Below are 23,961 nucleotides of genomic sequence, written 5' to 3' on the forward strand. Positions count from 1 at the left end.
GGCGATGCGTCAAGCTGTGCCTGGCGACGACATCCACGTGCGGTCACCGGCACGGACTGCAACCGCCAGATCGGCGACAATCATCCCCGTCAGCTGTCGAGCGAGCGCAGCAGCGCCCTGGTGCGGGCCCGGGTTTCGGGGGATGCGTCGAACACCACCCCGACATATTCGTCGACGCCGATCGTTCCGAGTGCCCGAATGCGTTCCGCCACAGTGCTTTCGTCGCCGATGATGGCAGCGTCCTCGGGACCGGCGTAGCCCTCGCGGTCGAGCATGGCGCGGTACGACGGCAGGTGCCCGTACATCGCGAACTGTTTGGCGGCCTGGGCGCGGGCGCCGTCGACGTCGTCGGTGACGCTGACCGGCAGTGCCGCGACGACGCGGACCGGGCGGTCCCCGGCCGCCTCGCGCAGTGTCGGTGACACGTGTTCGGCCAGTGTGGTCGGCCCGGTCATCCAGGTGACGGTGCCTGCGGTGCGACGGCCCGCGAGCTTGAGCAGTTGTGGCCCCAACGCGGCGATGTACACATCGGGTGCCGTCGCCCCCGGGATCTGTAGCGCGCCGCGCGTGGTCACCGTCTCGCCCGGTGCGTCGGCGGGTTCGCCGGCCAACAGCGGCTGTAGCCCGTCCAGATACTCACGGAGCCGACGCACCGGCTTGTCCCACGGAATGCCCCACATCCCCTCCGTCACCGCGGCATGTGTCATGCCGAGGCCGAGCAGGAACCGGCCGCCGCTGATCAGGCTGAGAGTGAGCGCACGCTGCGCCAGCAGCATCGGGTGCTGATTCTGGATCGGGATGACGCCGGTGCCCACCTCGATCCCGTCGACCTCGCGGAAGGCCACAGCGAGCACGGTCAGCAAGTCCGGTTCGTAGGGCATCTGGGTCATCCAGACCCGCCGGAATCCCTCGTCGTGCAATTGCGCGAGATTCTCTACTGTGGCGTCGATCGGGGAGCGGCCACCGGTTTCACTGAGCGAGGCGATGAGGCTGGTCTGCATGGCACCACGCTATGCGGAGGACGGGCTGTATGGGCCAGAAGAGGCGGGGCTCAAAACAGAAAGGGCGGGTTCGGGAGGACACCTGGGGGCGTTTCAATTCGTCTCACGCAGCCGGTCTTTCACCCCTGTACCGACTCTTTGGATCAGTCACTCCCGAACCCGTCGTAGGCTCGATCGTACGCCTCGGATACCCCTCAAACCAGAGAAAAGTACGGCCGAATTTGCCGAGAATTTGAAGCTAGGTCGCCCCGTGTTGCCGTCGGGTCGGGGGGTCAGACGGCAACACGGAGCTACCCATGTATCGACCTCTATGCCGCGGCCGTTACACATCCCCGAAAGAAACTTTTCGGATGTTTTCGGCCTGGGCGTTTCCGGAGGTCACGCCTCCAGGATGGCGGTGACGCCCTGTCCCCCGGCCGCGCAGACGGAGATCAGGCCGCGCACCGGCTTGCCCGTCTGCTTCTTCTTCTCGGCCAGTTGCTTGGCCAGTTGGGCCACGATGCGGCCACCGGTGGCCGCGAACGGGTGACCCGCTGCCAACGAGGAACCGTTGACGTTGAGCTTGGTGCGGTCGATGCTGCCCAGCGCCTTGTCCAGACCGAGGCGCTCCTTGCAGTACTCGTCGGAGTCCCAGGCCGCCAGCGTGGCCAGCACCACCGAGGCGAACGCCTCGTGGATCTCGTAGAAATCGAAGTCCTGCAGGGTCAACCCGTTGCGGGCGAGCAGCCGCGGCACGGCGTAGGTCGGTGCCATCAGCAGCCCGTCGGGTCCGTTGACGTAGTCGACCGCCGCGGTTTCGCCGTCGACGAAGTAGGCCAGCGGCTCGTGGCCGTGCGCCTGGGCCCAGTCCTCGCTGGCCAGCAGCGCCACCGAGGCCCCGTCGGTCAGCGGGGTCGAGTTGCCCGCGGTCATGGTCGCGTCGCCGGCCTTGACGCCGAACACGGGTCGCAGCTTCGCCAACTTTTCTACAGAGGAATCGGCCCGCAGATTGTTGTCGCGGTACAGCCCGAGGAACGGGGTGACCAGGTCGTCGAAGAAGCCACGGTCGTAGGCGGCGGCCATGTTGCGGTGGCTGGCGGCGGCCAGTTCATCCTGGTCGACGCGCTTGATGCCCATCTTCTTGGCGGTGACCGCGGCGTGCTCGCCCATCGACATGCCGGTGCGGGGCTCGCTGTTGACCGGGATCTCGACGCCCAGTGCGGCCGGCAGCTTGCCGACCAGCTTGAGCCGGTCCACGTTGGACTTCGCCCGGCGCAGGCCCAGCAGGACCTGCCGCAGGTCGTTGCCGAACGCGATCGGGGCGTCCGACGCGGTGTCCACGCCACCGGTGGCCGCGGACTCGTATTGCCCAAGCGCAATGGCGTTGGCGGCAACGATCGCGGACTGCAGGCCGGTACCGCAGGCCTGCTGCAGGTCGAAGGCCGGCGTGTAGGGCGACAGAGCGCTGCCCAGCACGCATTCGCGCATCAGGTTGAAGTCACGGCTGTGCTTGAGCACCGCGCCGCCGATCACCGCACCGAGCCGCTCACCAGCCAGATCGAACCGCTCGATCAGCCCGTCCAGCGCGGCGATGAACATGTCCTGGTTGGAGGCGTTGGCATAGGCGCCGTCGGACCGCGCGAACGGAATTCTGTTGCCACCCAAAACGGCAACGCGTCGCCTGGTCGTGTTGTTGGCCATCTGTTTGCCCTCCACTGTCGGGTTGTCCGGGGCCATATTACCCACTGTTCTTACTCTGGAGTAAGTTCGGTATTGACAACGCAGTACTGCGAAGCGAAAGGCAGCTGAAGTGGCTTCCGACCTGTTCTCCCAAGTGGTCAACTCCGGACCGGGATCGTTCCTGGCCAAGCAGCTGGGCGTGCCGCAGCCCGAGACCCTGCGCCGCTACCGCCCCGGGCAGCCTCCCTTGAACGGGTCCCTGCTGATCGGCGGGGAAGGCCGCGTCGTCGAACCTCTGCGCGCCGCACTGGCCGGCGACTACGACGTCGTGTCCAACAACATCGGCGGCCGCTGGGCCGATTCGTTCGGCGGCGTGGTGCTCGACGCCACCGGCATCGCCGACGCCGCGGCGCTCAAGGAGCTCTACCAGTTCTTCACCCCGGTGCTGCGCAACCTCGCGTCGTGCGCCCGTGTGGTCGTCATCGGCACCACGCCGGACGAGGCGGGCAGCGTCCACGCCCAGATCGTCCAGCGCTCCCTGGAGGGCTTCACCCGCTCGCTGGGCAAGGAGCTGCAGCGCGGCGCCACCGCGTCGCTCGTCTATCTGGCCGCCGACGCCAAGCCCGCCGCAACCGGCCTGGAGTCCACCCTGCGCTTCATCCTGTCGGCCAAGTCGGCTTACGTCGACGGGCAGGTCTACCGCGTCGGCGCCGCCGACTCGACCGCGCCCGCCGATTGGGACAAGCCACTGGCCGGCAAGGTCGCCGTGGTGACCGGCGCGGCCCGCGGCATCGGCGCAACCATCGCCGAGGTGTTCGCGCGTGACGGCGCGACCGTCGTCGCAGTGGACGTTCCCCAGGCCGCCGAAGATCTGGGCAAGGTCGCCGAGAAGGTCGGCGGCAGCGCCCTGACGCTGGACGTCACCTCGGATGACGCAGTCGAGGCCATCGTCGCCCACGTCACCGCGCAACACGGCGGCACGGTCGACGTCCTGGTCAACAACGCCGGCATCACCCGCGACAAGCTCCTGGCCAACATGGACGAAAGCCGCTGGGATTCCGTGATCGCGGTGAATCTCCTTGCCCCGCAGCGGCTCACCGAGGGTCTGGTGGAAGCCGGTGCACTCGGCGAGGGCGGCCGGGTGATCGGCCTGTCCTCCATGGCCGGCATCGCCGGCAACCGCGGCCAGACCAACTACGCCACCACCAAGGCCGGCATGATCGGGCTGACCGAGGCGCTGGCACCGGTGCTGGCCGAAAAGGGCATCACCATCAACGCCGTCGCTCCCGGGTTCATCGAGACCAAGATGACCGACGCCATCCCGCTGGCCACCCGTGAGGTGGGCCGCCGGCTGAACTCCCTGTTCCAGGGCGGCAAGCCGGTGGACGTGGCCGAATTGATCGCCTACTTCGCCAGCCCGGCGTCGAATGCGGTCACCGGCAACACGATCCGGGTCTGTGGCCAGGCCATGCTGGGAGCCTAGAAGTGAACAACATGCTGCGCGCCGTCGTCGGCGCCCTGCCGTTCATCCCCCGCTCCGAGAGCCTGCCGGCCCACACCATCACGGTCGAGAACCTGCCTATCGACCCGGCCAACGTGGCCGCCTATGCCCAGGTGACGGGACTGCGGTTCGGTGACACCCTGCCGCTGACCTACCCGTTCGCACTGACCTTCCCGACGGTGATGTCACTGGTCACCGGATTCGATTTCCCGTTCGCCGCAATGGGTTCGGTGCACATCGAGAACCACATCACGCAGTACAAGCCGATCAAGGTGACCGATACCGTCAGCGCGGCCGTGCACGCGGAGAACCTGCGTGAGCACCGCAAGGGCCTGCTCGTCGACATCGTCACCGAGCTCAAGGTCGGCAACGACACGGCGTGGCACCAGGTGACGACGTTCCTGCACCAGCAGAAGACCAGCCTGTCCGGGGAACCCAAACCGGAACCGCAGAAGCAGCCGAAGCTGCCGCCGCCCAACGCGGTTCTGAACATCACCGCGGGCCAGATCCGGAACTACGCGTCGATCGGCGGGGACCACAACCCCATCCACACCAACGCGATCGCCGCCAAGCTGTTCGGTTTCCCCACCGTCATCGCACACGGCATGTTCAGTGCGGCAGCGGTACTGGCGAACATCGAGGGGCAGCTACCCGATGCGGTCAAGTATTCGGTGCGGTTCGCCAAGCCCGTAGTGCTGCCAGCCAAGGCCGGGCTCTACGTCGAGCGCGACGCCGACGGCTGGGAGTTGACCCTGCGCAACCTGTCCAAGGGCTACCCGCACCTGAGTGCGACGGTGCAGCCCCTCTGACGGCGAAATAGCCAGAGGCTATTGCGATTCCAGCTCAGCCGTGACGTCGCCGCGGTCGAACGGATCCTTTGAGTGGTCATAGGTGTCCCGGCACTGACCGCGCAACTCCACACGACCGTGAGCAACCGGCGGCGGATCAGCTGGGTACAAAATCACGTCAGCCACCACTTCGTCCTTCTTCATAGCCACTGAGTGAGAATGAAAGTCCGGGTCGCTTTGCCATCCATGCTGCTGTAACAGGGTGTAGACGCCGGCCGGGTCCACCGGATGGGACCGATCGGCCCCCGGCATCCAGAACTGCATCATCAGCTTGCCCCGGAACGGGCCCTTGTTGTCATCGGTACACGATTCGTAGCTGAAGACCGTCTCCACCAGGTTGCCCCGCAGACCGAGATCGCGAACCATTTCCTTGGCGGCATCCATCACTTGCGCGCGAGCCTGCTCCGGCGACATCGGATCAGTCACCCCGTCACCACACCCGACCGTCACCCCGGCCAACACCAATGCTCCGATCGCGTGTCTCCAGCGTGTACCCAATCCTCATGCTCCTCCCTCGGTTCCTAATGCCGGTGATTGTCCTGAGCGCGTCGATCCGCCTCCGGGTCGAAGGCCTGGTCGACACCTGGAATGGTGATCGATGTGCCGGGCACCGGGATGGGGCCCAACGGGGTTGGTATCACCACCGGAACTTTGGCATACCAGTGATCCGAGCGATGTTCGGCGGTCATCCCATTCTGTTGCAGCCGATCAGCGTGACCCGAGGCAATGTCGGCCATGTTGTACAACGACTCCGAGCCCTGCTCAAAGTACCTGCTGTGATCGGTGCGGTAGTCACGCAACGACGATTCGGCGTCGAATCGGGTCGATCCGAACCCATCGATCGACGGATCAGCGCCCAGGCCCAAGCCGGGCCCGCTGAGGTGCTCACGACCGAGGTAGGTAACCGGATCGGTGCTGGCCGCCCCGACGTACAGATGCCCGTCAGGAGGCAAATGGAAATCGGCCGCCGATTTCGCCAGGTCGGTGCCGGGGCTGCCGATCAACACAATGTCGTCGGCGCGCATACCGTACCCGGCAGCCGCATCGGCCACCGTGGTCGAGCCGTAGGAATGACCGATCACAGTCAGGTGGCTGGAACCCAAGTGGGTGGCGTCCAGTGCATTGACGTCGGCAGCCAACAGTTCAGCACCGTGGCGGGCCATGTTCGGCACCGCGACCGCCTGGTCGTCCGGCGCGTCATAGCCCATCCACATCACCACCGCGTTCGACTTGCCCGGGTCGGCCATGCTGGTCTCGTTGTACAGGTTGACCGGATCCGGGTTGTCCAACGACCCTCCCCTCACCGAGGTGGTGAGACCGGAGACCTTCACGGTGGTGTTGTTGGCTGTGTCGGGGTTACCGATCGCGATCGCCGCCGCGCCCTTGCCGCCGAACGCCTCCGGGTCGTACTTCTTCAAAAAGATCTCCGGGGTCCGGCCGTTACTGTCCTTGGCGTCGCGGCCATAACGGTCCAGCGCCTTCTGCACCTCGACCGCATTGTGATACCGCGTGATGTCGGTGGCGGTCAGACCGTATTTCTCCGGGTGCGCGCGCACCTCGTCGACGCTGACATGGTGCGCCTCAGCCGCAGAGTTGACCCGGGCCAGATCCTGTTTCTGGATCGTCAGATTGGCCTGGCTCTGCACGCCGGTCGGGATGCCGTTGAGGTTCCCGATCTTGTCCGGGTGATCGCGGAGCATCTGCGCCTTCTGCTCCGGGGTCAGGGAAAGCCACCAATCATGGATCGCGTGGGGATCCTTGGTGTCGGGGATTTGGGGCTCGGCCTTGTCACCAGGGGTGGGCGTGCCGCCGCCGGGCCCACTGCCCGGGGTGTCGGTCAAGCCGGCCACCGCCTGCCGCACCGCCTCGTCGGTATGTTGATCGGCCGCGTCGAATTGGGCCAGCAACTTCTTCACCGCGGCAGTGTTGCGAACCGCCAGCATGCGGACCATCAAGGCATTGACCGGGCTGAACCGCGCATAGAAATCCAGCGCACTGCCCGGCCGCACCGAGACCGTGCCGTCCGGAGCAACCTGCCAACCCTGACCCTCCAACTGCGCCACCGTCTGCAACACCGACGATCTGATCTGGGTCAACTGCGTGCCGCCGGCCTGCAGAGGAGCTTGCACCCGCACCATGGCGTCGTGCACGCGCTGCATCTGCTCAAGGGTCTTCTGCGCGTCGGCAATTGCCGCATCCGAAGCCGTGCCCTGCCATCCCGACTTCAGCTTGGCCAGATTGGCCTCCTGCCGTTCGATCTGGGTCTGGTAGGCCGCCGCGGCCGCCTCCATCTGAGCGGCAGCACGGGTCAGCGCATCCGGTTGCGAGGCCTCCACCTGCGGGACGGTGACCGTCATCGACTGAACTGCTGCAATCGACGACCGAATGTGGCGTCAGTGGCCTCATACTGCTGGGCCGCCGCCTCGAGCTTCTCCGAATGACCGTTCAGCGCCGTGCTCACCGACTGGTTGGCCGCATCCAACACCGTCTGGGCCGATTGGCAGCCGCCCGCGGTGCGCAATCCCGCCATGCCGGCCGCCGCATCACCCAGCGCCCCGGCGGCCCCGGTGTTCGACGCGGCGGTGGCTACCGACTTCTCCCCCGCGGCAGCGTCGCGCAAGATGGGCGCGTTCACTCGCAAAGTTGGCGTCATCCGTCAAGGATAAGGGCACCATTACGACAGTTCAGGCAGCAATTTCAGACCGGTCATACTTCCGACAACTTCGTCCCATCTAACCCCGCTGGCAAAGGTATGGCGCCGTCTTGAACGCACACTCAGCCGCTCGAGCTATGTGCTCGGTACCGCGTCCCCCGAAGTGCGCCGCAGATCGGCGAACTCGGAGATCGACGCCGACGTGACCGAAGCGACCGGCCGGGCATTGGGCGCCGACGCGTCCGACTTGGACACCATCACCACGTTGTCGATGTAGGGCTGAATGGTCGTGCTGTTCTGCACGGTCGACACGATCACCAACTGGAAGCCGAACTTGCGGAACGCCGACAGCGCCTGCTGCGCGAACTGCGGGTCCGACTTGGAGAACGCCTCGTCCAGCATGAGCTGGGCGAACAGCGGCCGGGTGTCGTCGCTGTCCGGGCTGGCCAGGTTGAAGCTCAGGGCCCCGGCCAGACAGAACGCCATGAGCTTCTCCTGCTCACCGCCGGAGTTGTCGCCGGAGTTGCTGTAGGTCCGGATGACCTCGCCGGTCTCGGCGTCGCGCTCCTCGCAGTACAGCACGAACCGGTTACGCACGTCGAGTGCATCGCGGGTCCACTGACGATCCTCGGGAGTGTTACCCGCCAACAACTTTCGCAGTTGCAGGATGTCGGTGTACTGCTCGAACATCGCGGTCTCGTCGCCGAAGCTCACCAGGGACACCCGCGAGGAGATGCGCTGGGCCTTCTCGTTGAGTTCGTCGACGGCGGCCAGATGTCGGGTACCGGCATGCAGCGTCAACCGGGTGCCACGGTTGAACTCCACCGCGCCCAGGCCGGTGTTGACGCGGGCGATCTGCTCGGTGATCCGCCGAGCCTCGTTGTCGGCGATCATGTGCAGGTTCAGGATCGCGCCCGGCGCCTGCTCGGTGATCAGCCGCTGCATGCGCTCGTAGGCGTCGGGCAGCTCACGCTCGTCGATACGACGGCACAACGCCACGTAGTCGTGCACCCGCTCGTCGAACACATCGCTGTCGTTGGGAATCGCATCGGGGAACGAGCTGTCGTAGGCGGCCATGATGCCGGCCAACTCGTCGTGAGACCGGTTGCGGTCCGCCCGCAAGCGGTCGCGTTCACGGCTGATGACGCGAACCAGTTCGTTCCGGTAGAGCTCGGGTTCGAGCAACTCCAGGCTCAGCGCGATGTCGGCGGCATAGCCGTCGATCGTGTCCCGGGCATGTGACGGGAATTCGCCGGCCCCGAGCCGCTCGGTCAAGACCTCGCTCAGCTCCAGCAGCGCGGTCCGCCTGCGGTCCAGGGTGGTCTCACGTTCGTTGAGTGAGCCGATCTGTTGGATGACCTTCTCGACGCGCTCCCAGCAATCGTCGGCCCGCTGTTGCAGCCGTTCGGCATCGGGATTGTCGGATACCAGCAGATCGTGCTCACCCTGCAGTCGCTCCAGCATCTCGTCCACCGAATCGGTGTCGATGTCGCTCCACTGCATGTACTGGTCACACAGCGCCCGGCAGGCCCGTTCCCGGGACTGCAGCTGGCCGCGGTGCTCGTCCAGCCGCTCACGGGCCGTGCGCGCCACCTGGTACACGTCCTGGGCGGCGGTCAGATCATCCTGCAACGCTTCGACTTTGGCCGCTGTTCCGCCGAGGAAGATGTAATCCGATGGGCGCAGCCGTGACCGGTCGTCCTTGATGGAGAGCCGGCCACTGTCCTTGCGCAGTCCCTGGTCGGTCACCGCGCGGGACTGCTCGGTGAACTCCCCGGGCCCGTCGACGCACACGTAATCACCCACCGCGGCGATCACGTTGAGCGCCTCCACGGCACTGTCGTGCGTCGGGTCGGCCAGTTGAAGCTTGGTGGCCAGCGTGCCCGGAGGCGGAGTCCGCAACTGCGAACCGTGCTGGACGTGCTGCAGCTGGATCCGGCCGCGCATGTCGTTCTCGTTGACGAAACGCAGCGCCCGTTCCATGTGGGCGTCGGGGACCAGCAAGCGCAATCCGGCCCCGCGCAACACCTTTTCGACCGCCAGCCGCCACCGCGACTCATCCGGCTTGAGCTCCATCAGCTCTGCCACGTACACCAGATCGCGTTCAGAGATGTCGAGCGCCCGGGCAATCCGGGCCCGCATCTCATACTCGGTCCTGGGCAGCGGGGAACCCAGCCGCTGCACCCGCTCCAGCTCGGCCTCCACGCTCTCGCGTGCCTCACGAGCCCGGACTTCCTTCGCCGAAGCCTCGACATAGGGCTGATTGCCGGTGAACAGCTCGCGATGCAGCCGGTCGGCTTCCTCCATCAAAGTCTCACGCAGCGACCAGAATTCCTCGCCGTTGTCCGGCGGGGTCAACCCCAGTGCGGTGACCTTGTCCTCGTAGCCGCTGCGCCGGCGCGACACCTCCTCGCTGACCCGCTCGGCCTCGGTCAGGCGCTGCTGCAGCGGCACCAGATCCACAGTGACGGTGTTGATCTGGGCCATCAGCGAGTTGTGCTCGTTCTTGAGCTGACGCTGCTGGGTACCGAACTCGTCGCGCTGGGCGCCGAGCTGGGTGATCTGATCGTCGAGGTTGGCGATCTCCGGGCCGGCCTGGGCCAGCCGCACATGGTCTACGTAATCGCGGATCATGGCGTTGTCGACGGTGTCGATCACCCCGAACTTGGCGGCCTCCTCGGCATAACGCGCTTGTACCGCAGCGATGTTGCCGAGCGTGTTGCGCTTTCGCCGGGCCACGTCGAGCAGACCACGGGCCTCGACCAGCGGGTTGATCTGCTCGAGCGCCTCCTCCACACCACTGAGACTGGCCGGCTCGTCGAGCATGAACTCGCGGACGAACTGTTCAAGGCCACCAACGCTTTTCAGCGATTTGGCCTTACCCAGAAGCTGTTGAGCCGCTTCGGAGGCCCGGATACCGATACTGGAGTACAACTGCGCCAGGTACTGACTCTCGCTGCGGCCACCGGTCCAGCCGTCGTCCCGGAACACCGCGGCGTCATAGCCGTTGGACGCCCAGCGGTTGCACAGGCCGAAGATGTCGCGGTCGGCGTCGATCAGGTAGTAGCGGCTGCCCGGATCCGAGGTCTTCTCGGCGGCCAGCCATTTAAGGACCAACCCGGTGACCGAACGCCCGGTGCGGTCGCTGTAGGTGACCGCGACCGCGGACCAGGCCGGCCCCGTCCCGCGTAGGTACATGATCTGTCGGCTGGTGCCTTCGCGCCGCTCTCCCCACGCGCCGCGGACGTACTTGTCGACCGTGCGCTTGCCGGTGCCCGAACCCGCGGCGGTGGTGTCGCCGGAGGCGTTGAAGTTGCGGCGGTGCGACGGCAGGAAGGCCAGCGAAATCGCATCCAGCAGTGAGGATTTACCGCTGCCCGAGGATCCGGTGATCAGGGTGCCGTGTCGGCTGAACGGGATCGAGTGATACCCGTCGAACACGCCCCAGTTGATGACCTGCAGGCGCGACAGGGAGAACTGGTTGGTCGGGTCAGCCATGGGCGTCCACTTCGTCTTCGAGCCGTTCGGATACGTCTGTGTCGCCGGAATCATCGACGGTGCCGTTCGCGGCCCGCTTGAGCTGCTCGAACTGCTGCTGCAACTCGGTGATCATCGAGGCCGTCATGATGGCGTTGACGACCGGGCTGATGGTGAAACTGTCCTCGTCCTCCCGGTTGCGCACGAGCATCTCGATGTCGGTGAGCCGCTCGATCGCGTTGTCGATCCGCTTGTCGAACGAGGCGGTGTCGCGGTCGGTGTCGTTGTTCACCCCGGCGAACAGCTCGTGGATCTCGTCGCGGCTGATCAGTACGTTCTCGTCGCGGGCCGCCGCGCGCATGAGCTTGGCCAGGTGCAGGGCCAGGATCGAATCATAGGTGTTGAGGGTCTCGCGGCGCAGCAGCCGGCGCCGCCACTGCGATTCGTAGTCGGCCTGCTCGACGTAGGCGATGTCGTGATCGTCCGAGATACACAGCCGCATATCGAGTTCCGACAGTCGCACGGTGAGTTCGGCACGGTACCGGGTCACCCACGCCCACAGCTCCGAGTGGTTGTCCTTGCTGACGTAACGGCGCGAGAGCAGGTGCTGAAGCGCCCAACAGGCGCGGTCGGGCAGTTCGCTGACATCCCCGTCGAAGCGGGGCGCGCGCCGCTGATCGGTGGACCGTTCGACGGCGTCGATGCTCGGCAGGGCATCGAAATCGATGACGCCGTCTTTGACGGGCGACGTCTCCGGGGTGTCGGTCATAGCATGCTCTCGCTGGCAGTAGGGATCGGTTCGTTGAAAACCAGTCGGGGGATTTCGATTTCGCGGTCGGCGCCCTCTAGAGACCGGAACCGCACCCGGACGGTTTCGGCACTGTCGGAAGGGTTTTGCTTGAGTGCCCAGGACCACAGCACGATCACGTGTCCCAGGTACGCCGCGTCCAGCATGCCGATCGCGTCGGGCAGCGACAACGGGCCGTTCGCCACCGCACCGTTGATCAACTCGGCGAGCTCAGCGGCGTCCACCTGGGAGGCCAGCGCCGAGAAGGCCGACAAGTTCACCTCACCGTGCGATGGCTCGGCCTGCGACGGCGGGAGGGCGTCACGGATCTTGAACGCCACGGCGCCAATCGAATTGAAGTCCGTTCGGACCAGCGGGACCTCGACGCCGATGCGGCTGTCGGCGAGCGAAACGCTGAGCAGTTCCTGCGCGCTGGCCAGGGCGTCGTTGAGCTGACGGGTCACGCCGCGGCTGTGTTCCAACGTGCCGGACGCGACGAATCGTTTGATCCGGCGGGCGCAGCGCTGGCGGGTGCGGCCCACCTCGGCCGTCTGCGCCGACACCAGGCCGAAGAATCCTGTCATCACCTCACGCAGGTCCGGGTCCAGGTGCGGCAGCTCACGGGTCACCGCCTCGATGTCGGCCACCAGCGCAGCCCGCTGCTCGGGGTCCTGGATCATCCGGGTGAAGGCGCTGTAGGACGCACTCTCACGCGAGGCGAACAGCGACTCGTAATCGTCGAACAACTGGCGCTGACGCTCCCGGTAACCGAGATCGGTATCGGCGGAGGCATCCAGCAGTCGGGTGGTGATGCGGTTCAGCATGGCGCCGTACTGCCCGATGTCGGAGACGATCTGCTCCATCTGCAAGGCGATGGCGCGTGCCTCATCTTCGACGTCGACCAGATCGGGTTCAGGCCGCTGGCCCTGCTCGAGGGCATCCAATTCATCACGCAGCTTGGCGATTTCGGCTTCGATGTCGGCGCGGATGCGATCGGGGTCGTTGCTGACCTGGCCGGCAACGCGGCGCAGACCGGCAGCGATGCCGGTGATCGAACCGCCGGTGGCGACGGTGTCCTCGCGGCGCATGCGGCGGGCGAAATCCAGCACGGCCCGCGCCTCGTAGGTGAGGTAGCAGACATTGCGTTCGGTGTCGCCGGACTGTTCGGTGATCCGGTGCAGCCAGCCCTGGCTCGCCCAGTGCTTGATCAGCGCCAGAGCCGACTGGTCCGTTTCGGAGCCGAGGTCGGCGAGGTCGCGTTCCAGCCGGACCACCAGGTCCGTCTCGGTGAGCTTGGCGCCCCGGTCGAGGTGGCGTTCCATCAGCGTCAGGTAGGTGGGCAGGTTGTTCGTCACCAGGAGCCGCAACGAGCGTGAATCGGCCACCTCGCGATGGAGCTGGTAGAGCTGGTCCAGCGACGAGCCGCCGGTGCCTGCGTCAGGCATTCCCGGGCTCCTCGGTCGCGATGAACATTCGCACCACTCTAGGCGGCCGACGCAACAGGTTCCGACGCCAGTTCGGTTTGCTGTTGACTATCAGACCGACCATAGTGACCGACACCTCAGCCCAGCTGACCTAGAGTCATCCGGTGACTCCCGCCAGGGTGCCGCCGGCCGGATTGGTCCGCGCGGTCGAACGCGTTCGCCACCACCTGCGTCGCGTGCATCAGCGCGCGGTCCCGCCACCCGCGGCGATGCTGGAGCTGATCCTGGGCGCCTGGGTCGCCCAGGGCGTCACCGCCGCTGCACAGCTGGGGGTTGCCGACGCGCTGGCCGGTGGACCGCTGCGCCCCGACGAGCTGGCGCGCCGCGTCGAGGCCAATCCCGACGCCCTGGACCGGCTGATGCGCGCGCTGGTGAGCGAGGGCGTCTTCCGGCGGACCCGCGACGGACGCTACGCACTGAATCCGCTGGGCGACACGCTGCGCACAGACGCGCCCGTCTCGATCGCCGGGATGGCGAAGTTCGTCGGCTCGCCGCAGCACCGGGAGCACTGGAGCCATCTCGCCGATGCGGTCCGCACCGGCGAGGCGGTCATTCCCAAGCTGCGCGGCAAAGGGGCGTTCGACTACATAGGCTCCGAGCCTGAACTGGGCGCGATCTTCAACGACGCCATGACCAGCATCTCCGAACTGGCCATCGCCCCCGTGGTGGCCGCCTATGACTTCTCCCGGTTCGGCACCATCGCCGATGTCGGCGGCGGGCACGGCCGGCTGCTGGCGGCCATCCTGCAGGCCACCCCGCAGAGCCGGGGCGTGCTCTACGACCTGCCGCAGGTGGTCGACGGAGCACCGGCGATGTTGGGCAAGTACGGAACCGCCGATCGAGTCCGCGTCATCCCCGGCTCGTTCTTCGACAGCGTCCCCGCAGGCGCCGACGCCTACGTCATGAAGAACATCATTCACGACTGGCCCGACGCCGAGGCACTGTCGATCCTGCGCAATGTGCGCGCCGCCTCCACACCGGGCACCACGCTGCTGCTGATCGAGGGAGTGATTCCCGACCACGACCGCGAGTTCCTCGGCAAATGGACCGACATGGAGATGCTGATCGGGATCGCCGCGAAGGAACGCACCGAGGACGACTACCGAAAGCTGTACCAGGAGGCCGGGTTCCGGCTCACCCGCGTGGTGGAGACGGCCTCGCCGTTCAGTGTGGTGGAGGGTACGGCGGTCTAGTCGTCATTCGCACACGGCGAGGTTGCGGACACGTTGAGTCCGTAGATACCGGCGGCAGTGGTTTCGGCCCTGGCCGAGACAGAGTATCCGCGGCTATCGCGGTAGGCCTTGTCGTTCGGAGGTTCCGGGTCTGGGCGGGTCCATGGGATAGGTTCGAAACCTTCGGCGACCAGAGTGTCGATGCGTTGGAGGGCCGACTCGACAAGTTCTGGGGCCGGGTCAACGATCCACGCGCTGCGTCGCACCTTCCAGGGCGGCCCGTCCGACATCAACCCGGCATTTGTGCGGCAGCCGATCTTTTCCGCATAGGCGGGATCAGGATCGATCGGCTTGCCGACGATCATCGAGACGTAGCCGGATACGGTCCGGGCGGCCTCGGTAACCCTCAATGAAGTTGATTCCATCATCGCCTCACCTTCGGCAGTAGGCCGATCCTTTCGGAGGAATCCACAGGCGCTCGTAAACACCAACAGAGCGGTCACGAAAAGCGTTGCAATCGGCTTCATTTGATCTGTATCCGTGGTCCGCGGTCGGGATTGTCCGTCACTCGCGGATTGTCCCACGGATCCTGTCGCCGTTCGTAAGATCCGTCGTCATCCCAAGGGAGTTCGGGAATGTACGGCGCACCGTTAGCGCGTGCTTGGTCAGAAGACTCGGCTCGGAAATTGCCGTCGTCGCCGATATCGATATCGACGTAGTTGGTCTCGATTCCGCGCTCGACATAACCGGTGGCCTCGCCACCGCTGATGACCGCGACCATGTTGTGGAACGCATCTGATTGATAGTCGTCCCAGTACTTTCCATGTGAATCCCGACCCACGATCACCTCGTTGGCATGCTCACCCTCCCGGCCGTAATACCCGGTGTCCAGACGGGTGACTCCGGGAATCTTGTCGGGGTCGGTGGCAGAGGGCAGGCCGCCCAACGGATGACCGACCTGTCCGTCGACGGTATGTGGGATCCAGGGCAGCTTGTCGACCCATTGTTGATCGGTGGCGTCACGGGGCAGCGACTGCACCACCGAGATCAGGTCTCCCGGAGCGGTCATCGAATAGCGCTGCACGTCCGGATTCGGGTTGGTGTACTCGCCACTCAGGATGCCGGTGCCCGCCGACGAAGCGTGCAGGATGCGGTCGGCGCGCAACCCCATCTGCTCGGCGGTTCCGACGATCGCGCCACCGTAGGAATGACCGATGTAGGTAACCGGCGCGCCGGGCGCCCCCGCACCCACCTCCCGATCGATCTCATGGCCGAACGACACCAGCTTGGGAGCCATCGACGCGGCGTACGACGGGTCCGCCGCCTTGTCGAATCCCTGCGGGAAGTCGTCACCCAGGTACAGGAAGATCGGCGATCCGCTCTGTTTTGCCAGTTCCGCCGCCGATCGATGATTCGACTCGCTGCCATTCAGGTTGGTGTTCGTCCCGGGAACCACGACCCCGACGCCCTTGATACCGGGCTTGATGTCGCCGATCATCTCGATCATCCGCCCATTGCCCTCGGTCGAGAATCCGACGAACTTCCGTGGCACCTTCTGACCACTGCCGGGCGGAAATTCGATCGGGGTGAGCATGGCCTGCAACTGCTTGACCCGGGCTTCATCGGGTGACGGCTTTTTCAACTCAGCGTCGAGTGCGTTGCGGATGTTGATGTTGTTGGCTTCGATCCTGGTATCGAACGGCACACCGTCGGTGTTGCCCATCACCTGCGGATCGGCGAGCACCATCTCGTGCAGGGTTTCAGGGCTCAGCCCCGCCAGGAATGCGGCGCGCTCGTCGGGTGTCATCCCGGCCATACGCTCGACCAGTGCCTTCGGGCTGTTCGGATCGGGCGCCTGCTTGGGATCGGGCGCGCCGAGCGCCGCTACGGCGTCCCTTACCTGTTGTCCGACCTTGGTGTCGGTGGTCTCGAACTGCGCCAACATCGTCTTCAGTTGCGCCGACGCCTTTGCGGCCATCGCCTGCAGCAGCATCCGGTTCACCGGACTCAGCTTCGCGTAGAAATCGAGCACGCTGCCGGGACGAACCGAGACGGTTCCGTCGTCAGCAACCTGCCAACCCTGCCCCTTCAGCTTGTCGACGGTGCCCACGATGCGGCTGCGTTGTTGCACCAGTTCGCCGCCGCCGTCCTGCAAGGCCGAGCGCAGTGCGGACAGCGAGTCATAGAGCCGCTGCATACGTTGCAATGACGCGGTGGCGCCGGCGATGGCGGCATCGGCCGAGGTGCCCGTCCAAGAAGCGCGCAGTTGATCGATCGTGGCCCGCTGCTGGTCCATCTGGGCGGCCAGAGTGGCTGCCCGGGTACCGATGTCGGCGCCGCTCTGCACCAATGCCTCCGGGTGGGAGGCCACCACCTGAGAGATCGAAACCGCCATGTCAACCCGCTGGTAGCGCTGAATTCAGCCGACGGGCGTACTCCTCATCAGTGCGCTGATAGGCACTGGCGGCCTCAGTCAATTTGCCTGCATGCGTACTGATTTCGCCACCGACGGCCGTGGCGGCACTCTCCACGATCGAGGAAGCCTGACCACAGGCCGCGCCGCTCTGCAGGTTCGGCATCGCCGCTGCCGCCGTACTCAACGGTTGTCCGACCTGAAGGCCGGTGACGGCCCCACCGACCGCGGTCTCAGCGGCAGCAGCCGACCGCAACACGGCCGGAGCAACTTTCAGCTCGGAACCCATACCGGGAGCGTAATGCCCTCAGCAGGGGTGTCCGGACACCAGTTATGCAGACGCAGAGCGCGCGGGCAACGGCGACTAGCCTGCCGTGACCGACTGCGTTCCCGCGTCCGAGGGCGTGCCCTTCAGACCGCGCCAGAACAGGTTGATCATCAATTCGGCGGCTTCGTTGACGTCGGCATCCCCGGTGCTGACCCGGCTGGCGATCGCCTCGCCGGCACCCACCAGCGCCACCGCCATCATCTCGAAGTCGCTGTCGGGCTGAGGATTACGTGTACCGGTGCTGAGCAGCCGGGCCACCAGATCGATGATCCGGTCACGGCCCTCCCGGACCGTGTGCGCGAATGCCTGTGAGCTGGTGGCCTGGGTATACAGCACCATCCAGGAGGCCCGGTTGGCGTCGATGTAGGTGAGGAACGCCAGCACGGCACTGCGCAGCAGATCCTTGGGGCTCTGGGTGAAGTCGATCTCCCCGCGCACCACGTCCACGAACCGGGTCAGCTCCCGGTCGAGGCAGGCGCCGAACAGTTCCTCTTTGGAGCCGTAGTAGAGGTACAGCATCGGCTTGGAGATCTCGGCCTCGGCAGCGATCGCGTCCATCGACGTCTCGTGATAGCCGTTGACCGAGAAAATCTGCACCGCGGCGTCGAGCATCTGCTGTTCACGCACAGCCCGCGGCAGCCGCTTGGTTCCACCTGCCATCCGAACAGGATAAGCGTCCGGTTGAGGATCAGGGCAGCAGCTCAGCGAGCTGCTAGCAGTGCACCCCACCCTTGGCGTCAATATTGCGCTGCACCGCCGCATCCACGGCGGCCTGGTTCAGTTGGCCGTCGGCCAACGCCTTCTCCAGGCCGTCGAGCACCGCGGGCACCTCGTCGGTGGTGATCCACAGCGCGTTGTCGGCGCCGGCCTGGAATGCCTTGAGCACCGCGGCAGCCACTCCGTAGCGCTGGTTGATCGCGGCCATGCTGGACAGGTCGTCCGTGTAGACCAGCCCGTTGAAGCCCGGGCCGCCGTATCCGCCCGAACGCAGCAGCTCATACGCGGCGGGGCTGAGGCTGGCCGGGTCGGTACCCGTCAGGCCCGGTACCTCCAGGTGTCCGACCATGACGGCCACCGGAGCCTGGGTGGTCAGGGTGGCGTAGGGCAGCAGATCGTTGGCCTTGAGCTCCTCCAGCGGCGGGGTGGTCACCGAGCCGGTGTGCGAGTCGCCCGAGCCGTGCCCGTGTCCTGGGAAGTGCTTGAGCACCGGAAGCACCCCGGCCTCCCGCAGCCCGCGGGCATAGGCACCGGCGTACTCGGTGACCTTGGCCGGGTCGTCCCCGAAGGACCGGTCGCCGATGACGGTGTCGTCGGGGTCGGAGGTGACATCGACGACGGGGGCGAAGTCGACGGTGATGCCGAGGCCGCGCATCTTCTGGCCGCGCTCCAGCGCGATGCCGTACACCTCGTCGACGGATTTGGTCTGGGCCAGCACCCGCGCCGACGGCTGCTCGCCGATCAGCGACGACAGCCGCGAAACCCGGCCGCCCTCCTCGTCCACGGTGACCGCCAACGGCAGCGGACCGGCGGCCGAGATGTCGCGCAGGGATCCTTCGTTGACCATCGACAGGTCGGTCCAGCTGCCGATCATGATGCCGCCGACGTGCTGGCTGCTCACCACCGAACGCGCGTCGTCCGCGTCCTTGACCCCGACTGTCAGCAGCTGGGCCAACTTGTCGCGGGGCGACAGGCTGGCCACATCACAGACCGGCGCGGCGGGCATCGGTGCGTGGGTGGACATCGGCTTCGTGTCAGAAGACTGAGACTCCGGCGCCGGCGTGCTCGGGGAGCAGGCCAGCAACAGTCCGGACAACGCTGCGAAAGTTGCGACGAGACGCGGTGAAGCCATGGGGCCCGACCTTAGCCGCTGAGCAAGCTGTAATCGATTCTCTGCGTGTCGACCCACGTCCACCTGGCACTGATCGGCGGTGTTGCCATGCTAGGTTGGCCGGGTGAACCGGTTCGTCATACCCTCCGCGGCCAGCATTGTCGTCGGCCTGCTGTTGGGGGCGGCCGCCGTTTTCGGTGTGACGCTAATGGTGCAGCAGGACACGAAGCCTCCGCTGCAAGCGGGCGACCCGGCGTCATCGGTGCTCAACAGGGTCGAGTACGGCGACCGGTCGTAGCTTGGATGTGCCGCTAACGCGGCGGGCGCTCGACGCGCCACTGTCGCGGCGCTGGTTGTGGGTGGTCGCCGCGGCGACACTGCTCCTGACTTTCGCCCAGTCGCCCGGAGAGATTTCACCCGACACCAAGCTGGACCTCACCGCCAATCCCCTGAGGTTCCTGGCTCGCGCCTTCAATCTGTGGAACAGCGACCTGCCGTTCGGGCAGGCACAGAACCAGGCCTACGGCTACCTCTTCCCCCACGGCGCCTTCTTCCTGGCCGGCGATCTGCTGGGGATTCCCGGCTGGGTCACCCAACGACTGTGGTGGGCCCTGTTGCTGACCGTGGGTTTCTGGGGCATGCTGCGCCTGGCCGAACTTCTGGGCATCGGCAGCACCAGTTCGCGTGTCCTCGGTGCACTCGCCTTCACGCTGTCACCGCGCGTACTGACCACCCTCGGCGCGATCTCTTCCGAGACGCTGCCGATGATGCTGGCGCCGTGGGTGCTGGTGCCGATGATCCTGGCGTTTCGGGGGGATAGGAACCTGCGGCTGATGGCGGCCCGGTCCGCGGGCGCCGTGGCGCTGATGGGCGCGGTGAACGCCGTCGCCACCCTGACCGGCTGCCTGGCCGCGATCATCTGGTGGGCCTGCCACCGCCCGAACCGGTTGTGGTGGCGGTTCACCGCGTGGTGGTTCGGCTGCACCGCACTGGCCGTCGCCTGGTGGGTCGTGGCGCTGGTGATGCTCGGCCGGATCAGCCCGCCGTTCCTGGACTTCATCGAATCCTCGGGTGTCACCACACAGTGGATGTCGCTGACCGAGATGCTGCGCGGTACCCACACCTGGACCCCGTTCGTGGCGTCGACCGCCACTGCGGCGGCGTCACTGGTGACGAGCACGGTCGCGGTGCTGGCCACGACCTTGGTGGCGGCGGCCGGCATGGCCGGGCTGGCGCTGCGCTCGATGCCCGCGCGGGGCCGGCTGATCACCATGCTTCTGGTCGGCGTCGTCCTGCTGGGCCTGGGCTACTCCGGAGGGCTGGGCTCCCCGGTGGCGACGGCCGTTCAGGATTTCCTGGACGGCACGGGCACACCGCTGCGCAACCTGGCCAAGCTCGATCCGGTGCTGCGGCTACCGCTGGCGCTGGGTCTGGCTCATCTGTTGGGCCGGATCCCACTGCCGGGCAGCGCGGCGCTGCCGGTGTGGGTGCGGGCCTTCGCCCGGCCCGAACGCGACAAGCGCATCGCGGTGGCGATCGTGGTGCTCGCCGCACTGGCAGCCGGGACCTCGCTCGCCTGGACGGGCCGGATCGCCCCCGCCGGCACCTTCACCGCGATCCCGCAGTACTGGCACGACACCGCGGACTGGCTCGACGAACACAACACCGACCGCGGCCGGGTCCTGGTCGCGCCCGGCGCCCCGTTCGCCACCCAGACCTGGGGCAACAGCCACGACGAGCCGTTGCAGGTCCTCGGATCGAGCCCGTGGGGGGTGCGGGATTCGATCCCGCTGACACCGCCGGAGACGATCCGCGCACTGGATTCGGTGCAGCGGTTGTTCGCCGCCGGCCGCCCTTCCGCGGGCCTGGCCGACACCCTTGCCCGGCAAGGCATTTCGTATGTCGTGCTGCGTAACGATCTGGATCCCGACGTGTCCCGGTCGGCCCGGCCGGTGCTGGTGCACCGGTCGATCGAAGGGTCTCCTGGACTGTCCAAGGTGGCCGAGTTCGGCGACTCGTCGGGTCCAGGGACGCTGGAGGGCTTCGTCGCCGACAGCGGACTGCGACCGCGCTACCCCGCCGTCGAGATCTACCGGGTGGACACCGGCGGGACCAATCCGGCCGCGCCCTATCTGGTCGACACCGACGCGATGACCCGGGTGGCCGGTGCACCCGAAGCGCTGCTGCGTCTCGACGAACGCCGACGCCTGGCCGGCCGACCCCCACTCGGTCCGATGCTGCTGACCGCCGACGCCGAGCGGGCCGGCCTGCCGGTACAACCCGACGGGTCGGCCGGGGTGATCGTCACCGACACCCCGACCGCGCGTGAGATCGACTACGGCCGCGTCGACGACCACGCCTCGGCGATCCGCACCCCCGACGACGCCCGCCACACCCACAACCGGGTCCCGGACTACCCGGCCGACGGGGCCGCACCGGTGTACGGCAAGTGGAACGGCGGACGGGTATCGGTGTCCAGTTCGGCGGCGGACTCCACCGCACTGCCCAACGTTGCACCGGCCACCGGGCCCGCTGCGGCCATCGACAGCGACGGGTCGACGTCGTGGGTGTCCAACGCCCTTCAGGCCGCTGTCGGCCAGTGGTTGCAGGTCGATTTCGATCACCCGGTCACCAACGCCACCTTGACCATCACCCCCAGCGCGACGGCGGTCGGCGCCCAGGTGCGCCGCATCGAGGTGGCCACCGCGACCGGCACCAGCAGCCTGCGCTTCGACACCGCCGGCCAGCAGTTGACCATCCCGCTGCCGGTCGGTGAGACCCCGTGGGTGCGGGTCACCGCGGTCGCCACCAATGACGGTTCGCCCGGTGTGCAGTTCGGCATCACCGATCTGTCCGTCACCCAGTACGACGCGTCAGGATTCGCGCACCCCATCAACCTGCGGCACACCGTGGAAGTTCCCGGACCTCCAGCGGATTCGGTTGTCGCACAATGGGATTTGGGCACAGAGCTCCTGGGGCGGACCGGCTGTGCCGACAGTCCGGCCGGGGTCCGGTGCGCGGCTGCGCTGGCGCTGGCCTCCGAGGAGCCGGTGAACCTCAGCCGCACACTCACGGTGCCCGCCCCCACCGACGTCGAGCCGACGGTGTGGATCCGGTCCCGCCAGGGACCCAAACTCGCCGATCTGGTCGCGCAACCCGGAACCACCCGCGCCTCCGGTGACGCCGATCCGATCGACGTGCTCGGTTCGTCCTATGCCGCCACCGACGGCGACCCGCGGACATCGTGGACCGCGCCGCAACGCGTTGTGCAGTTCAAGGCGCCGCCCACGCTGACGCTGAAACTGCCTGCGCCGACCGAAGTCGGCGCGCTGCGGATCGATCCCGGCGCCAGCCAACCGCCGGCGCATCCGACGCTGATCTCGATCGACCTGGGTGACGGTCCGCAGGTACACAAGCTCCCCGGCAACGGTGAGGCTCAGACCGCACAGCTCAAACCGCGGGTGACCGACACCATCACCGTGTCGCTGCTGGCCTGGAGCGACATCATCGACCGCACCTCGCTGGGCTTCGACCAGCTCAAGCCGCCGGGGCTGGCCGAACTGACCGTCCTCGACGTCCACGGCAAGCCCGTCGCCCCCGCTGACTCCACCGCCAATCGCAAACGGACAGTGTCGCTTCCGTGCGGTCAGGGTCCCATCATCGGCGTGGCCGGCCAGTTCATCCAGACCTCGGTGCGCACCACCGTGGGGGCGCTGCTCGACGGTGATCCGATTGCGGCCCAACCGTGCCGGACCGGCCCGGTCACCCTGCCCGCCGGCCAACAGGAACTCCTGGTCAGCCCGGGCGCAGCGTTCGTCGTCGACGGAGTCGTCCTCAACACCCCGGAGGCCGCCCAACTCCGCGTGGCCACAACAACTCCCGTCGATGCACCGGTGTGGTCACCGGACCGCAGGCAGGTCGAGGTGGCAGCTTCGGAGAAAGCGCGGGCCCTGGTGGTGCCCGAAAGCGTGAACCCGGGGTGGATTGCGCGTACCGCGGATGGCACCGCACTGAAGCCGGTGAAGATCAACGGTTGGCAGCAGGGCTGGGTGATCCCGGCCGGCGAGAGTGGACCCGTCACGTTGTCCTTCCCCTCGAACCGTCCGTACCGCATCGGGTTGATCGGCGGACTCGCACTGCTGCCGGTGCTGGCCCTGTTGGCACTGTGGCCGGCGCGGCGCCGCGATCCGGATCTCGATCCCGTGCGGCCGTGGCAGCCGGCGCGGCCGCTGGCCTGGTCTGCCGTGCTCGCGGTGGGTACGGCGCTGTCAGGCCTGCCCGGACTCCTGGTCGCGGGTGCCACCTTGGGAGTGCGCTATCTGTTGCGTAATCGCGACGCCTGGCAGGAGAAGCTGACCGTGGCCGTGGCGGCGGGCGGGCTCACGCTGGCCGGCGCGGCGCTGAGTCAGTATCCGTGGCGGTCGGTGGACGGGTATGTCGGGCACTCGCCGTGGGTGCAATTGTCTGCGCTGCTGTCGGTCACGTTCGTCGCGGCCTCCACGATCACCTTCGAGCGGACACCCGAGCCGATCGTCGCAGAGTCGGCCCCGGAACCCACCGATCCGGAGTGAACCAGGCCTGAGCCGACGGATTCAGTGGACCTGTTGACAACGCACATATGCAGTACTTACGGTACCGGCACGCGTTGCGCACGCCGGGAATGCCCTTTGCTACATGGGGGATCACAGGTTGCGGACCAGGATTGTGCAGGACTGAGCGTATTAACTACGCAGTCAGTTCATAGTTGAGCCATCTGGCTTAGCTGTGCTCACGCGGCCGCGCACTATGCAGTGCGCACGGCTGCGGTGTC

The 23,961-nt window shown here is 66.7% G+C and carries 18 protein-coding genes; 5 read left to right on the forward strand and 13 right to left on the reverse strand.

Translation table 11 applies throughout. The annotated features are described in order from the left end of the window. Positions 1-89: 89 nt before the first annotated feature. Both AB0876_RS06135 and AB0876_RS06140 read right to left on the reverse strand, forming a co-directional pair. Positions 90-1,001, reverse strand: a complete 912-nt coding sequence (locus AB0876_RS06135; RefSeq protein WP_491837128.1) for a TIGR03564 family F420-dependent LLM class oxidoreductase — start codon at positions 999-1,001, stop codon at positions 90-92. A gap of 378 nt (positions 1,002-1,379) precedes the next feature. After that, a complete protein-coding gene (locus AB0876_RS06140) occupies positions 1,380-2,681 on the reverse strand; it encodes an acetyl-CoA C-acetyltransferase (RefSeq protein ID WP_526041912.1) in 1,302 nt (433 codons plus the stop codon). A gap of 109 nt (positions 2,682-2,790) precedes the next feature. Between AB0876_RS06140 and AB0876_RS06145 the strand changes: the two genes are divergently transcribed. Both AB0876_RS06145 and AB0876_RS06150 read left to right on the forward strand, forming a co-directional pair. After that, positions 2,791-4,143: a 3-oxoacyl-ACP reductase gene (locus tag AB0876_RS06145; RefSeq protein WP_526041497.1), complete on the forward strand. Its 1,353-nt coding sequence runs from the start codon at positions 2,791-2,793 to the stop codon at positions 4,141-4,143. Between the two features lie 11 nt (positions 4,144-4,154). Beyond that, positions 4,155-4,970, forward strand: a complete 816-nt coding sequence (locus AB0876_RS06150) for a MaoC/PaaZ C-terminal domain-containing protein (protein WP_491837149.1) — start codon at positions 4,155-4,157, stop codon at positions 4,968-4,970. A gap of 18 nt (positions 4,971-4,988) precedes the next feature. Here the strand turns inward: AB0876_RS06150 and AB0876_RS06155 are convergent, their stop codons facing one another. The 6 genes from AB0876_RS06155 to AB0876_RS06180 all read right to left on the reverse strand — a co-directional run bounded on the left by AB0876_RS06155 (position 4,989) and on the right by AB0876_RS06180 (position 13,371). Continuing rightward, positions 4,989-5,435, reverse strand: a complete 447-nt coding sequence (locus AB0876_RS06155; protein ID WP_491837130.1) for a lipoprotein LppJ family protein — start codon at positions 5,433-5,435, stop codon at positions 4,989-4,991. Between the two features lie 95 nt (positions 5,436-5,530). After that, complete coding sequence (locus AB0876_RS06160) at positions 5,531-7,366, reverse strand: alpha/beta hydrolase (RefSeq protein ID WP_526041498.1); 1,836 nt, start codon at positions 7,364-7,366, stop codon at positions 5,531-5,533. Then, positions 7,363-7,662, reverse strand: coding sequence for a type VII secretion target (locus AB0876_RS06165; protein ID WP_526041499.1), 300 nt, complete (start codon positions 7,660-7,662; stop codon positions 7,363-7,365). The genes AB0876_RS06160 and AB0876_RS06165 overlap by 4 nt, the downstream gene beginning before the upstream one ends. A 135-nt stretch (positions 7,663-7,797) precedes the next feature. Next, entirely contained in the window at positions 7,798-11,160 is a 3,363-nt protein-coding gene (locus AB0876_RS06170) for an ATP-binding protein (RefSeq protein WP_491837133.1), read from the reverse strand. Continuing rightward, positions 11,153-11,908, reverse strand: a complete 756-nt coding sequence (locus tag AB0876_RS06175) for a DUF4194 domain-containing protein (RefSeq protein ID WP_491837134.1) — start codon at positions 11,906-11,908, stop codon at positions 11,153-11,155. Before AB0876_RS06175 ends, AB0876_RS06170 begins: the two co-directional genes overlap by 8 nt. After that, positions 11,905-13,371, reverse strand: coding sequence for a DUF3375 family protein (locus AB0876_RS06180; protein WP_526041500.1), 1,467 nt, complete (start codon positions 13,369-13,371; stop codon positions 11,905-11,907). Before AB0876_RS06180 ends, AB0876_RS06175 begins: the two co-directional genes overlap by 4 nt. A 143-nt stretch (positions 13,372-13,514) precedes the next feature. Here AB0876_RS06180 and AB0876_RS06185 point away from each other — a divergent pair, with 143 nt between their 5' ends. Next, positions 13,515-14,603, forward strand: a complete 1,089-nt coding sequence (locus tag AB0876_RS06185; RefSeq protein WP_491837136.1) for a methyltransferase — start codon at positions 13,515-13,517, stop codon at positions 14,601-14,603. On the opposite strand, the gene AB0876_RS06190 is transcribed toward AB0876_RS06185, so the two are convergent. The 5 genes from AB0876_RS06190 to AB0876_RS06210 form a co-directional block, all read right to left on the reverse strand. Next, entirely contained in the window at positions 14,600-15,010 is a 411-nt protein-coding gene (locus AB0876_RS06190; RefSeq protein WP_526041501.1) for a hypothetical protein, read from the reverse strand. The two genes, AB0876_RS06185 and AB0876_RS06190, sit on opposite strands and share 4 nt — an antisense overlap. A 95-nt stretch (positions 15,011-15,105) precedes the next feature. Further along, positions 15,106-16,977: an alpha/beta hydrolase gene (locus AB0876_RS06195; protein WP_526041502.1), complete on the reverse strand. Its 1,872-nt coding sequence runs from the start codon at positions 16,975-16,977 to the stop codon at positions 15,106-15,108. 1 nt (position 16,978) lies between these two features. Further along, positions 16,979-17,284 (reverse strand): hypothetical protein, encoded by a 306-nt coding sequence (locus tag AB0876_RS06200; RefSeq protein WP_526041503.1) that lies wholly within the window; start codon positions 17,282-17,284, stop codon positions 16,979-16,981. 75 nt (positions 17,285-17,359) lie between these two features. Then, positions 17,360-17,983 carry a TetR/AcrR family transcriptional regulator gene (locus AB0876_RS06205; RefSeq protein ID WP_064933861.1) on the reverse strand — a complete coding sequence of 208 codons (624 nt, stop codon included), beginning with the start codon at positions 17,981-17,983 and terminating at the stop codon, positions 17,360-17,362. A gap of 52 nt (positions 17,984-18,035) precedes the next feature. Beyond that, complete coding sequence (locus AB0876_RS06210; protein WP_526041504.1) at positions 18,036-19,172, reverse strand: glycoside hydrolase family 3 N-terminal domain-containing protein; 1,137 nt, start codon at positions 19,170-19,172, stop codon at positions 18,036-18,038. Between the two features lie 103 nt (positions 19,173-19,275). Here AB0876_RS06210 and AB0876_RS06215 point away from each other — a divergent pair, with 103 nt between their 5' ends. Both AB0876_RS06215 and AB0876_RS06220 read left to right on the forward strand, forming a co-directional pair. Beyond that, positions 19,276-19,449 carry a DUF2613 domain-containing protein gene (locus tag AB0876_RS06215; RefSeq protein WP_003881739.1) on the forward strand — a complete coding sequence of 58 codons (174 nt, stop codon included), beginning with the start codon at positions 19,276-19,278 and terminating at the stop codon, positions 19,447-19,449. 40 nt (positions 19,450-19,489) lie between these two features. Continuing rightward, positions 19,490-23,722, forward strand: coding sequence for an alpha-(1->3)-arabinofuranosyltransferase domain-containing protein (locus tag AB0876_RS06220; RefSeq protein WP_526041913.1), 4,233 nt, complete (start codon positions 19,490-19,492; stop codon positions 23,720-23,722). The last annotated feature ends 239 nt before the right edge of the window (positions 23,723-23,961 follow it).

Origin of the sequence: Mycobacterium sp. NPDC049093 (assembly GCF_040704635.1) — a bacterium.
In the GTDB taxonomy this organism is placed as follows: Bacteria; Actinomycetota; Actinomycetes; order Mycobacteriales; family Mycobacteriaceae; genus Mycobacterium.